Origin of the sequence: Halosimplex rubrum, assembly GCF_013415885.1 — an archaeon.
Taxonomy (GTDB): domain Archaea; phylum Halobacteriota; class Halobacteria; order Halobacteriales; family Haloarculaceae; genus Halosimplex; species Halosimplex rubrum.
The window spans coordinates 4,113,333-4,125,719 of the sequence record NZ_CP058910.1 but is presented as its reverse complement, the minus strand read 5'-3'; the positions used below and the strand labels follow the sequence as shown (position 1 = coordinate 4,125,719).

The following is a 12,387-nucleotide window of genomic DNA, read 5'->3' as shown; positions in this document are numbered from 1 at the left end:
ACCCGACGGCGCTACCGCGGTTCGTCGACGGCCGGGACGGCGACCCGATCCAGTACGTCGTCGACGACCTGGACGGGGTCGGCGTCGCGGACGCTCGCCTCCGTCGTCAGCACGAGCCGGTGGGCGAACGTCGCGTGGACGACCCCTCGCACGTCGTCGGGCACGACGTAACTCCGTCCCTCGATGACGGCCGCCGCCCGCGCCGCCTCGAACAGCCGCTGCACGCCCCGCGGCGAGACGCCCACGTCGACGCGGTCGTCCGCCCGGGTCGCCCGCCCGAGTTCGACCACGTAGTCCCGCAGCTTCCCGTCGACCGAGACCGTCTCGGGGACCGCCTGCAGCTCCGCGACGGTCTCGGGGCCGACCACGGGGTCGACGCTCGGCGACTGGCTGGTCCGGTCGGCCCGGCGGTCGATCAGCGTCCGCTCGTCGTCGAACCCGGGGTAGCCCATCGCGAGTTTGAACACGAAGCGGTCGCGCTGGGCCTCCGGCAGACCGAACGTGCCCTCCTGCTCGATCGGGTTCTGCGTCGCGATGACGAAGAACGGATCCGGCAGGGCCGTCGTCTCGCCGTCGACGGTGACCTGCCCCTCGCCCATCGCCTCCAGCAGCGCCGCCTGGGTCTTGGGCGGCGCGCGGTTGATCTCGTCGGCGAGCACGACGTTCGAGAAGACCGGTCCGGGGACGAACTCGAACTCCCCGGTCCCCTCGTTGTAGACGTTCGACCCGGTGATGTCCGAGGGCAGCAGGTCCGGCGTGAACTGGATGCGCGAGAACGACAGGCCGAGCGCGCTGGCGAACGACCGCGCCGTCAGCGTCTTCCCGGTCCCGGGCACGTCCTCCAGCAGCACGTGTCCCTGTGCGAGGACGCCCGTCAGGACCTGCTCGAGGAACCGATCGTCGGCGATGACCGCCTCGCTCACCGCGTCGAGGATCCGCCGGCAGGTCCGCCCCGCCTCGTCGTAGTCCATACACGCCGTCCGGGACCGTCCGACCAAATGCTTTCGGCCTCCGGACCGCGTCGAGGGGCCGAGCGGGGCCAGGCGGCGCGGCTACCACTCGGCGTCGACCAGCTCGTCGAGCCGGTCGAAGGCGGCGCGGTCGCGGTCGCTACCGGCGGTCTCGACGACGCCCTCGAAGTAGGCGAGTCGGTCGAGCAGCGTCTCGCGGTCGTAGCCGGGCACGTCCAGCCGCGAGGCCGCGACGGTGGCCTCGACGACGGCGGAGAAGCCGCGGTTCGTCGTCGGCACGACCCGTCGCTCGACGCCGCCGTCGACCGGTCGGAGTTCCCAGGTGACGATCTCGGTGTCTCCCTCGCGGTCGGTCCCGACGCGCTCGGCGTCGACCTCGACCCAGGCGTCGGCGCTGTCGAGGACGGGGTCGTCGACCTCGCGGACCGAGAGCGCGGCGTCGACGAAGTCGACGGGGTCGCGGGTGAACTGGACGACGCCGCCGCCGCGCTCGCGGAAGTTGCGCCAGGTGCGGGTACGGCCGTAGGTCCGGGCGGTGACCGGGTCGCCGGCGTGGAGGCCGAGCGCGGCGACGTTCCAGCGGTCGTTCGGGCCGAGCGTGGTGACGACCGACTCGACGACGCCCGCGATCTCGACGGGCCACTCCGCGTTGGTGCTCCCGCTGGCGCCGTCGCCGTCGCTCACACCTCGAGCCCCCGTTCGAGCGCGACGAACAGCGCAGCGGCGACCGTGTCGGCGGTCGTCCCCGGGTTGATATCTTCCGCCGCGAACTCCTCGGCCAGCTCCTCCGGGTCGATATCGCCGTCCAGCGCCGCCCGCGCGCGCTCGGTCGCCCGCTCGGCGGTCGCGCGGTCGTGCTGGGTGACGACGAAGGTGTCGACCTCGGCGGCCAGCAGTTCGAGGAACGCGTCGGCGGCGCGGTCGGCGACGGGCCGCTCGGAGTCCGCCGACAGGATCGACTCGGCGGCGGCGAACGTCCGGTCGAACCCCTGAACCCACTCTCGGGCGACGCCGTCGCGGTCGGCCGACCGCTCCATGACGGCGGCGAGGGTCAGTCCGCGCTCCTTCAGGGCGGGGACGGCGTCGCTCCCGCGGCGCACGTCCAGCGCCGCCATGTCCTCGGGCGGGTCGTCGACGGCCACGTCGACGGCCTCGAACGCCCGGTAGAAGTCCGCCGCGTCGGCGACGGTGGTCGCGTCGACCACGGCAGTAGCGCCCTCGGGCGAGAGCGTGCGGTCCTCGGCGCCCGCGGCGGCGACGAGGGGTGCCTGGAGCAGGATCGCACCGAACTGGGTGTTGCCGCCGCGCTGTGCGCTCATCCCCTCGATCGCGCGGCGGAACGACTCGCCCAGGGGTTCGCCGCGGGCGGCCGCGTCCAGCCCGTCACGGGCGCCCACCGCGCCGGCGAGGAAGTGTTCGAAACGCAGGTCGTCGTGGTCGCGGTGGCGGTCGACGTTGCCGGGCTTGGGCGTCCCGGCGACTTCGAGCAGCAGTGCGAGTTCGGCGTTCTGGGCGACGGTCCTCACGAGTTGCGCCCTCCCGTGTCGGCCGGTGTCGCACGGCCGCGAAACCCGCCGCCGGGGTCGCTGCGGCCGCCGAACCGCTCGTCGACGGCGGCGCGGACTCGCCGGAGGACGCGCGGGTCGTCGCTCGGTCGGCCGACGCTCACCGCGTCGGCGCCGTGGTCGAGGTACTCTCGCACCGTCTCGCGGTCGCGGACGCCGTTGTTGGCGACGACGAACGCGTCGGTCGCGTCGACCACCTCGGCGACGACGCCCTCCGAGTCCATCGCGTCGACGTGGACGATGTCGGCGCCCGCGTCGTCCAGCCGCGCGGCGACCGCCGGGGGGTCGACGCCCGCGAGTTCCGTTCGGACCTTGACGCTCACCGTCGCGCCCGTCTCGGCCGCAACCGCGACGTACCGGGCGAGTCGGTCGGGCTCGCACAGGAGCGATTCGCCGGCGCCGGCGGCACACATTTCGTCCTGGCGACAGTGGGCGTTGACTTCGAGGATGGCGCGGTGGTCCGCGCAGACAGCGGCGGCCGCGCGGATCGGTCCCGGCTCGCTCGCGCGGACGTTGAACGCCGGCCGGAGCGGCGCGTCGGCCAGCGCGGCCAGTTGCTCGTCGACGAACGCCAGCGGCTCGTCGGGAAGGAACTCCTCGCGGTCGCGGCCGACCATGCGGCGGGCGGCCTCCCGGGTGGGCCCGTCGAGCGCGATCCCGCCGAGGAAGGCCGCGCCGGCGAACTCCCCGGCCGCCCGCGCCCACTCGGCGTCGGACTGCCCGCTCAGACTCGCCAGCGCCAGTCGGGGCGCGAACGGTGCGTCGCCACCGGGGCCGCGACCGCTCATCGCACCGCCTCCAGCGCCTCGCACGCGGCGCGGGCGACCCGCTCGGCGTCGGCCTCGTCGCCCATCCGCGTGTCGGTGCGGACGACCGGCCGGTCGAGGTCCGTGCCGTCGGCCTCGTCGAGGACGAACGCGTCGGCGAACGGGTACGCCTCGGCGACGCCCGCCGTGCTGGCCTCGTAGCCCTCCGCTTCCATCAGGTCGTCCGCCGGCCCCGAGAAGACGGTGTCCTCGACGAACGGCGAGACGGCGACCACCGGCGTCTCGGCGAGCGCGTCGGCGACCCCGTCGACCGCGAGCATCGGCCCGAGACTCGTGATCGGGTTGGAGGGACCGACCACGACCGGGTCGGCCAGCGCGTCGAGCACGGCGTCTGTAGCAGTGGCGTCCTCGCTCCCCCGGAACTCGACGGACTCGATCGCCGGCTCGCCGCCGCGGGCGACCCAGAACTCCTGGAAGTGCATCGGTCCCTCCTCGGTGTGGACGATGGTCGCGACGGGGTCGTCGCTCATCGGCAGCAAATCGACGGTCAGGCCGAACGCGTCGGCGAGCGTCCGTGTCGCCTCCGTGAGCGTGTGGCCCTCGTCGAGCAGGCTCGTCCGCGTCAGGTGGACGGCGCGGTCGGCGTCGCCGATCAGCATGAACTCGCCGACGCCGGAGAAGCGGCGCCACCGGGCGATATCGCGACCCGCGGTCTGGCGGTCGTCGGCGAGGTAGCGCGGTTCGGTGCCCAGCCCGGCCGCCTCGGCGATGTCGACGAGCTCCCCGTGGGTGGTCGCCGTGTCGTCGGCGATGCCCCACCACGTCTCGCGGTCGAGGCGGTCGCCCCGCAGATAGAGGACGGTGTCCACGTCCGGGCAGACGAGGTGGCCGCTCAGTTCCACGTCGTCGCCGGTGTTGCCGACGACGGTCGTCTCGGTCGGCTCGAACACGGCGTCGGCGCCCGACAGGAGCTTCGGCGTGCCCGTCCCGCCGGACAGAGCGGTTACCATACCCCGGCGTAGGGGTGAGCCCGGGCTAAAGCTTTGCGTGACGGCGAGGCCGGGACCGGACGATGGCCGCCGCCGGGCTCGCCTTGTCGACTCCGGAACCCTCCGCCGATGCCGCAAGCTAGTTGACTCGTGTGGGCGACCTGCGCGTATGTCGACTGCCGACGGTCCCGACGAGCAGCACCGACGGAGCCGCCGCCTGGAGACCGGCTGGCGGTTCACGCGTGGCGACGTCGACGACGGCGCCGACCCCGCGCTCGACGATAGCGACTGGGAAGCCGTCGAGGTCCCCCACGACTGGAGCATCGAGGGTCCGTTCGACCCCGACAACCCCAGCGAGGCCGCGGGCGGCTTCGCCCCCGAGGGCGTCGGCTGGTACCGCCGCGACCTCCCCGAGGACATCGAGGGCGAACCGACGCTGCGCTTCGACGGCGTCTACCGCGACTTCGACGTGTACGTTGACGGCGAACACGTCGGCAGCCGCCCCTACGGCTACTCGACGGTCAACTACGACCTGAGCGAGTTCGGCGTCACCGGCGGCGAGACGCTGGCCGTCCGCGTCGCCAACGACGAACACCCCCACACCCGCTGGTACACGGGCTCGGGCATCTACCGCGACGTACACCTCACCGAGACGGACCCCGTCTCGGTCGCACCCTTCGGGACCGACGTGCGGACCAACGCGGTCAACCGCCAGCGCGCCGAGGTGCAGGTGCTCACCGAGGTCACCAACGACGACGACGAGGCGGTCGAAGTGGCGCTGGAGACCGACATCCTCGACGCCGACGGCGAAATCGTCGCGACCGCCGGCGACGAGGCGACCGTCGAACCCGGCGCGTTCCACGAGTTCGAGCAGCGGCTCTCCGTCGCCGACCCCGAGCGCTGGACGCTGGACGACCCGACCCGCTACTTCGCCCGCAGCGTCGTCTACCGGGAGGACGGGGGAGACGAGGGCGGCTCCGCCGCCCTCGCCGTCGACGACTCCGTCACGCCCTTCGGGGTCCGCACCTTCGAGTGGACGGCCGACGAGGCCTTCTTCCTCAACGGCGAGCCCGTCGACATGAAGGGGGTCAACCTCCACCACGACGCCGGCTGTCTCGGCGCGGCCGTCACCGAGCGCGCGCTGGAGCGCCGGCTGGAGACGCTCAAAGAGCTGGGCTGTAACGCCATCCGAACGGCGCACAACCCGCCCCAGCCCGAACTGCTCGACCTCTGTGACCGGATGGGCTTCCTCGTCGTCGACGAGGTGTACGACAAGTGGCGCCACGTCGGCGCCGAGGAGTGGTTCGACGAGTGGTGGGACGAGGACCTGTCGGCGATGATCGACCGCGACCGCAACCATCCGTCCATCGTGCTCTGGAGCGTCGGCAACGAGAACTTCGACCAGGGCTCCGACGAGATGATCGAGGACCTGGCGATGCTCACCGAGGCCGCCAGCGAGATGGACCCCACTCGCCCCGTCACCTACGGCAACCCGCCGTGGGGCGACGGCACCGAGGGCGTCGTCGAGAACATCGAGCGCGTCGCCGAACACGTCGACGTGCTCGTCGGCAACTACCAGGAGCACTGGTACGACGACTACCGCGAGGCCGGCATCGACCTGCCCGTCCTCGGGTCGGAGAACCGCCGCTTCTTCCGCGGGGCCGACGACGAACCTCTCGCCTTCGTCCCGCGCAACCCCTGGTACGACGTCGAGGAGCGCGACGACGTCTGCGGCCAGTTCCTCTGGCCGGGCATCGACTACCTCGGCGAGGCCCGCGAGTGGCCCAGTAAGGGGTGGCCGACCGGCCTGATCGACACGACCGGGGCGATCAAGCCCTCGGGACGGTTCCACCAGGCCGCCTGGTCGGAGGAACCGGTCGTCTTCGCGGCCGCGGTCGACCACGACCGCGAGCGCCCGGCCTGTCGCCCGGCGTGGAGCGGCCCGCCCCTCTCCGAGCACTGGAACTTCCCCGACCGCGAGGACTCCCAGGGCTTCGTGAACGTCTACACGTACACCAACGCCGAGGAAGTCGAACTCTACCAGAACGACGAGTACCTGGGGACCCAGCACGCCGACGACTACGGCCCGCGGCCGATCGAGTGGTACGTCCCCTACGAGTCCGGGACGCTCCGGGCCGTGGCGAAGGAGGACGGCGAGGTCGTCGACGAACACGAGCTGGAGACGGCGGGCGAGCCCGCGGCGGTCGAACTCTCGGTCGATCGCGAGACGCTCGCCGCCGACGGCCGCGACCTCGTGTACGTCGAGGCGACCGTCGTCGACGACGAGGGCGTGCGCGTCCCCCGCGCCGACCACGAGGTCGACTTCGCCGTCTCCGGCGCGGGCGAGATCGCCGGCGTCGACAACGGGAACCTCGACAGCGACGAGCCGTGGGTCGGCGAGTCCCGCTCGGCCTACCACGGCACCTGCATCGCCGTCGTCCGCGCCGACCGCGACGGCGGCCGGGTCGAGATCGAGGCCGAAGCGGACGGCCTCGACGGCGACGGCGTCACGCTCCCCGTCGGCGCCGACGGGAACTGACCGGGGCCGGAGACCGCACGAACCGTCCGTTCGGGAACGCTTTTCGGTGAGGGGCACGACACCGAGCTATGCGCGCCCTCCGCTACTGGCCGGTGAGTATCGCCGCCGGCGTCGGCGTGGCCGCCGTCGCCTGGGAGTTCGCCGGTCTCCACCTCGGTGCCGTCGGCTTCGGATTCGTGTACGCCGTCGGTCTGGGCCTGCTCTGCAGGGTCCACTTCGACCTGAAATCCCGTGTCGACTCGTGGAAGCGGCCGTCGCTGTGGTCGGGCGCGTTCGCCGGCCTGTTCACGTTCACGACGCTGCTCGTCGCCGACACCGCCGGATCCGACGCCGACCCGACCGTGGTGATCCTGGGTCTGGTCGGGACGGCGATCCTCGGGACGGCCGCCGGGACCGGCATCGCCCTGGAGAACCTCGACGCCGCCGACACCGCGCGGTAGCCCGTCGGTCGGGGGAGAGACCCGTCCGGGTCCGCGCCGTTCAGTACGGAACAGCGACCGAGGAACCCTCCGGACGAAAATACGGTTGGTAAAGAGTTTTTTCCGTGGGCGTATCAGGGGAGTGCATGACTACACGCGAGTACGACGTCGTCGTCGTCGGGGCGGGGACTGCGGGCTCATACGCCGCCGCGACCGTCGCCCGCGAGGGCTACGACGTCGCGGTCCTCGAGCGCAAGCCCGAGGAGGAAGGGGGTCACATCGCCTGCGGCGACGCCCTCAAGGGCGCGAGTTCCTTCCCGGACGCGATCCCGAAGTCGAAGATCGAGCCCGCGATGACCAACACCGGCGTCGACCACGGCCGCTTCGAGATCCCCCAGGAGGACACCGTGCTGGAGATCCCCGTCCCCGGGGAACTCGCCGTCATCGACCGCTGGGAGTACGGCAAGGCCGTCATCGAGGGCGCGCTCGACGCCGGCGCGGAGATCCACTTCGACACGCTCGTCAAGGACGTGACCCAGGCCGACGACGGCACCGTGACGGGCGTCCGCGCGATGCACGAAGGTGACCCCGTTGACTACGAGGCCGAGATGGTGATCGACGGCGCGGGCGCGCTGTCGATCCTCCAGGACAAGATCGACTTCGACGGGACGACCTTCGACACGAACGTCAGTTACAGCCAGTTCTGCTCGGCCTATCGCGAGGTCGTCACGGTCGACGAACCGGTCGAGTGGGACGACGCCTTGGTGTTCAAGCCGACCGAGCGCGCGGCGGGCTACCTGTGGTACTTCCCGCGGACCGACACCGAGATCAACGCCGGGCTGGGCTTCCAGATGAACGAGGAGCCGATGCATCTGGTCGAGGACCTCAAGCGCGACCTGCGGGGCCGCGAGGAGTTCGACGGCGCCACCGTCGAGGACAAGCTCGGCGCCGCGCTGCCGACCCGTCGCCCCTACGACTCGGCGGTCGCGCCGGGCTTTATCGCCGCGGGCGACGCGGCGGGCCTGGTCAACCCCACCACCGGCGGCGGCATCGGCGGCGCGGCCTACTCCGGGCAGTACGCCGGCGAGCAGGCGATCGCGGCCATCGAGGACGGCGACGCGGGCGAGGACGCCCTCTGGGAGTACAACAAGCGGGTGATGGACCACTTCGGCGCGCGGTTCGCCACGCTGGACGTGTACAACATCTTCGTGACCGCCTACGACATCGACAGCCTGATGGGCATGCTGGCGGCCCTGCCCGCCGAGAAGATCGCCGAGGGACTGTACGCCGGCGAGACGGACATCGGCCTCTGGCTCAAGCTCAAGACCGCGGTCAAGTCGGTCGGCCACTGGGGGACCATCTACGACCTCTACGAGACGAAACAGCTGGCCGAGCGCGTGCTCGACCACTACGAGGACTACCCCGAGCGTCGCGCCGGCTTCGCCGACTGGCAGGCCCGTCGCGACGAGATCCTCGACGACGTGTACGAGACGACCGGCGCCGATCCGAAGTACTGAGCGCTCGCGCCGTCCCCGTCCCGACCGCTTCCCACCGACCCCGGAGCCGCCGGATCGACCGGGAACTCGCGACATTCTGGACAGTAAGCGGTGACTACTCCGTAGATGATGACGAATATTTATATGTATTCCTCGATGTACCGATCGGTAACGCGCGGTGGGGAACGGTCCGGGCGAGCACGGGGCGTCGGCTGGGGTCGCCGCCCCGTGGGGGCGTCCGGACAGCGTTCAGGCGCGCGTGGGGAAGGCAAGCATGATAGGGAGCGACTCGTCGAGAGCTGTTTCACCGGTCATCGGGGTCATCCTGATGGTCGCGATCACCGTCCTGCTGGCGGCCACGGCGGCGACGTTCTTCATGGGGTTCGAGGGATCGCTGTCGGGGTCGCCCACCGTCGCGGTCCAGAGCGAGTTCGACGTCGACAGGGGCGGTCACGAACTCACGGTCGAGTTCACCGGCGGCGACGTCGTGGCCGGCGAGAACGTAGAGGTCCACGTCGCTAACGCGGGGTGTCGGGGCGTCGGGTCGGTCACCGACCGCTACGACCTCGGGGAGCTCGGGTTCCCGGGGTCGACCGTCGCCGCCGGGACGGACGCGCAGGTCACCGTCGGGACGGTCTGTCCGGCGGCGGCGAGCCGGCTCGACCTCTCGCGGACGGAGATCTCCGTCTCGTGGGTCGAACCCGGTGCCGCGAGCGGACGGGTCCTCTACCGCTGGCGCGGCCCCGCGGCCTGAGTTCGGGGCTCGTCTTCCCCCGCTCAGGGCCGGTCGCGCGCGAGCGCCAGGATCGTCCCGGCCAGCACCTCGACGCCCGGGACCAGCGAGTCCTCGTCCACGTCGAAGGTCGCGGTGTGGTGGCCCCCCGGATGGTCGGTGCCGACGCCGACGTACGCCGCTCGCCCGCCCCGCTCGTGGACACGGTTCATCAGGACGGTGGCGTCCTCGCTCCCGCCCAGGTCGTCGTTGCGCACCACGGAGTCGACGCCCGCCGTCCGCCCCGCGATCGCCTCGACCACGTCGACGACGGCGTCGTCGCTCTCGGCGCCCGGCGCCTCGCCCTCGGGCGTCAACTCGGCGTCGCAGTCGTGCATCGCCGCCGCGCCCTCGATCACCGAGCGGGCGCGGTCGCGCATGTACTCCATGAGTTCGGTCGTCTCGCCGCGGACCTCGCCCTCGATGTACGCCGTCTCCGGGATCACGTTCGTCGCGCTCCCGCCCCCGACCCTCCCGGCGTTGACCCGGGTCACGCCGTCCTCGTGACGGGGGATCGCGTAGAGGTTCCCCACCGCGGCGGCCATCGCCTGGACGGCGTTGCGCCCCGACCCCGGTCGGCCGCCGGCGTGGGCCGACTCGCCCGAGAAGTCCGCCCGGAACTGGTGGACCGCCAGGAACCCCTCGACGCCCGCGACGACCTCCCCCGTCGGATGGTCGAGGCCGACGTGAACGGCCAGCAGGTAGTCGACGTCGTCGAGCAGGCCGCTCTCGGCCATCGGTTTCCCGCCGCCGATCGCCTCCTCGGCGGGCTGGAAGCACACCTTCAGCGTCCCCGAGAAGTCGCTGCCGGCGACCGCCTCCAGCACGCCGAGCCCGATCGTCACGTGGGCGTCGTGGCCGCAGGCGTGCATCGCCCCCTCGTGTTCCGACCGGAAGCCCTCGCGAGCGGGGACGTGCGCGTCGTCGTCCGACTCCGCGCGCGGGAGGCCGTCGATGTCGACCCGCAGGGCGACCGTCGGACCCGACCCCCGTTCGAGGACCGCCGCGGCGCCCGTGTGCCCGCCGCGCAGTCGCTCCAGGGTCTCTGGGTTCGCGCCCGCCTCCTCGGCCTGGCGGTACCACCGCCGGAGTTCCTCGTCGTCCGGGACGGCGATGCGTTCCCCGTCGGCGAGCACCTCCGGGCCGACCAGGAGTTCGTCCACGTCCATCGCTTCGAGTTCGTCGACGATCCGCGCGGTCGTCCAGAACTCCCGCCAGGCTGGCTCGGGCCTGCGGTGGAACGCCCTGCGTAACTCGACCAGTCGCTCGCGACTCGGCGCGCTCATACGGGGTGGTGGGCGCCGCGAGAACGTGTCGGTTTCGGCGACGGCGGTTTCGATCGCCGGGACGGCGCCGTGGCCGCGAGACCTTCGAAAACAGCGACGCGTCGCCGGCTCGAACTCAGCGGACCTGTTCGATCTCGGCTTCGACGTGGATGCGGTCGGGGTAGTCGTCGCCGGCGACCGAGCGGGCGAAGTCGTCGTGGCCGTGGACCTCGACGGTGCGGGTGTAGGCGGTGTACTGCCAGGGCTCGAAACTCCCGCCGTCGGCGGCCAGCCGCTTGGACTGGGGGACGCGGTGGTCCGTCGGCGGCTGGGGATGGGGCCCTTTCAGCTCCACGCCCTTGCGCTCGGCGGCGGCCTTGACCCCGTCGACGACGTCGTCGAGGAGCCGTCGGTCCCCGCTCGTGAACGTGAGCTTCGTGACGAAGGGCATGTCCGTCCGGTCGCCGGGCACCGGGATAAGCCATGCGTTTGCCCCCAGGTCATGTTGGGAACCCGAGTGGTCACCGTGACGACGCTCCGATATTCACTTAAGGAGTGATAGAGTACTTAGTGGCAATGATAGAGGCCACGAGCGCGGGAGCCATCCTCTTTCGCGATACGCGTGGCCGGCGGGAGTACCTCCTCCTGAAGAGTCGCCCGGGCGACTGGGAGTTCCCGAAAGGGGGCGTCGAGGGCGAGGAGGAGCTCCAGCAGACCGCCATCCGCGAAGTGAAAGAGGAGGCCGGGATCGGCGATTTCCGGCTCTTGGACGGCTTCCGAGAGGACTACGACTACGTGTTCGAAGCCAACGGCAACACGATCCACAAGACCGTACACCTGTTCATCGCCCGCTCGTTCGAGGCGTCGGCGGAGCTCTCCCACGAGCACCGCGACCTGCAGTGGCGCGACTACGAACAGGCCATCAACACCGTCACGCAGGACGGCCCCCGCGAGATACTCGAAGAGGCCCACGAGTTCCTCGACGAGAAACTCGCCGACGACGAGGACGAAGACGACGAGGAGTGACGACGGCCGCGTCGCGGGAGCCGCCCGCGCGGGGACGGTCGACCGCTGTCGGCGACCAGCCGCGTCGGTAGCGACCGCGCCGGTCTCAGTAGGGAGACGCGCCGCGGTAGCGAGCGTCGCCGAAGCCCAGCAACGGGAAGAAGACGAACCCGAGGAACGCGAGCCCGACCCCGTAGCCGGTCCCCTTGCCGAACGCCTTCGCCACGTCGATCATCGGGATCACCGCGGCGATGGGGACGAAGATGCTCAACAGCACCCACAGGATGTCGCGGTCGGCGATCTCCGCGACGAGGACGTAGACGTTGTAGACCGGGACGACGGCGGCCCAGCCGGGCTGTCCCGCCTTCTCGAAGGTCTTCCACACCCCCGCGACACTGACCAGCGTCACCAGCAGCACCGCGCCGAACAGGACGAGGAACGTCGAGAAGAACGCCTCGCCCGCGCTCGGACCCGCCTGTAGCACCGCTCCGACTCCGACCCCCTGTGGATCTCCGACCATGGTCGCACCTGCGGCGCGTCCTCATTTAAAACTACGTACCAGTGACAGGTAGGGACACTCCGACGTTCGGCCGCGGGTA

At 71.4% G+C, this 12,387-nt stretch carries 13 protein-coding genes; 5 read left to right on the top strand and 8 right to left on the bottom strand.

The genetic code is table 11. From position 1 onward, the window contains the following. Nucleotides 1-11 precede the first annotated feature (11 nt). The 5 genes from HZS55_RS20740 to cofD all read right to left on the bottom strand — a co-directional run bounded on the left by HZS55_RS20740 (nt 12) and on the right by cofD (nt 4,313). Nucleotides 12-971, bottom strand: coding sequence for an AAA family ATPase (locus HZS55_RS20740; protein ID WP_179909435.1), 960 nt, complete (start codon nt 969-971; stop codon nt 12-14). A gap of 81 nt (nt 972-1,052) precedes the next feature. After that, nucleotides 1,053-1,655 (bottom strand): DUF447 domain-containing protein, encoded by a 603-nt coding sequence (locus HZS55_RS20735; protein WP_179909434.1) that lies wholly within the window; start codon nt 1,653-1,655, stop codon nt 1,053-1,055. Continuing rightward, nucleotides 1,652-2,497 carry a triphosphoribosyl-dephospho-CoA synthase gene (locus HZS55_RS20730; protein WP_179909433.1) on the bottom strand — a complete coding sequence of 282 codons (846 nt, stop codon included), beginning with the start codon at nt 2,495-2,497 and terminating at the stop codon, nt 1,652-1,654. The genes HZS55_RS20735 and HZS55_RS20730 overlap by 4 nt, the downstream gene beginning before the upstream one ends. Further along, nucleotides 2,494-3,324 carry a tRNA-dihydrouridine synthase gene (locus tag HZS55_RS20725; protein ID WP_179909432.1) on the bottom strand — a complete coding sequence of 277 codons (831 nt, stop codon included), beginning with the start codon at nt 3,322-3,324 and terminating at the stop codon, nt 2,494-2,496. The genes HZS55_RS20730 and HZS55_RS20725 overlap by 4 nt, the downstream gene beginning before the upstream one ends. Continuing rightward, nucleotides 3,321-4,313, bottom strand: coding sequence for a 2-phospho-L-lactate transferase (gene cofD, locus HZS55_RS20720; protein ID WP_179909431.1), 993 nt, complete (start codon nt 4,311-4,313; stop codon nt 3,321-3,323). Before cofD ends, HZS55_RS20725 begins: the two co-directional genes overlap by 4 nt. 148 nt (nt 4,314-4,461) lie before the next feature. On the opposite strand from cofD, the gene HZS55_RS20715 reads away from it, so the two are divergent. From HZS55_RS20715 to HZS55_RS22485, 4 genes are all read left to right on the top strand, one after another. Further along, nucleotides 4,462-6,831: a glycoside hydrolase family 2 TIM barrel-domain containing protein gene (locus HZS55_RS20715; RefSeq protein WP_179909430.1), complete on the top strand. Its 2,370-nt coding sequence runs from the start codon at nt 4,462-4,464 to the stop codon at nt 6,829-6,831. Nucleotides 6,832-6,899: 68 nt separating this feature from the next. Continuing rightward, on the top strand, nt 6,900-7,271 hold the full coding sequence (locus HZS55_RS20710) for a hypothetical protein (RefSeq protein ID WP_179909429.1): 372 nt from the start codon (nt 6,900-6,902) through the stop codon (nt 7,269-7,271). A gap of 125 nt (nt 7,272-7,396) precedes the next feature. Then, the gene (locus HZS55_RS20705) at nt 7,397-8,767 is read left to right on the top strand and encodes a geranylgeranyl reductase family protein (protein ID WP_179909428.1); all 1,371 of its coding nucleotides are present in this window, start codon (nt 7,397-7,399) and stop codon (nt 8,765-8,767) included. A gap of 307 nt (nt 8,768-9,074) precedes the next feature. Continuing rightward, on the top strand, nt 9,075-9,500 hold the full coding sequence (locus HZS55_RS22485; protein ID WP_218927250.1) for a type IV pilin: 426 nt from the start codon (nt 9,075-9,077) through the stop codon (nt 9,498-9,500). A 23-nt stretch (nt 9,501-9,523) separates the two neighbouring features. Here the strand turns inward: HZS55_RS22485 and HZS55_RS20695 are convergent, their stop codons facing one another. Continuing rightward, nucleotides 9,524-10,804: an amidohydrolase gene (locus HZS55_RS20695; protein ID WP_179909427.1), complete on the bottom strand. Its 1,281-nt coding sequence runs from the start codon at nt 10,802-10,804 to the stop codon at nt 9,524-9,526. A 115-nt stretch (nt 10,805-10,919) separates the two neighbouring features. Then, nucleotides 10,920-11,234: an uS10/mL48 family ribosomal protein gene (locus HZS55_RS20690; RefSeq protein WP_179909426.1), complete on the bottom strand. Its 315-nt coding sequence runs from the start codon at nt 11,232-11,234 to the stop codon at nt 10,920-10,922. A 125-nt stretch (nt 11,235-11,359) separates the two neighbouring features. On the opposite strand from HZS55_RS20690, the gene HZS55_RS20685 reads away from it, so the two are divergent. Next, nucleotides 11,360-11,809, top strand: a complete 450-nt coding sequence (locus HZS55_RS20685; RefSeq protein WP_179909425.1) for a bis(5'-nucleosyl)-tetraphosphatase — start codon at nt 11,360-11,362, stop codon at nt 11,807-11,809. An 85-nt stretch (nt 11,810-11,894) separates the two neighbouring features. Here the strand turns inward: HZS55_RS20685 and HZS55_RS20680 are convergent, their stop codons facing one another. Continuing rightward, a complete protein-coding gene (locus tag HZS55_RS20680; RefSeq protein WP_246308316.1) occupies nt 11,895-12,308 on the bottom strand; it encodes a DUF5684 domain-containing protein in 414 nt (137 codons plus the stop codon). Nucleotides 12,309-12,387 lie beyond the last annotated feature (79 nt).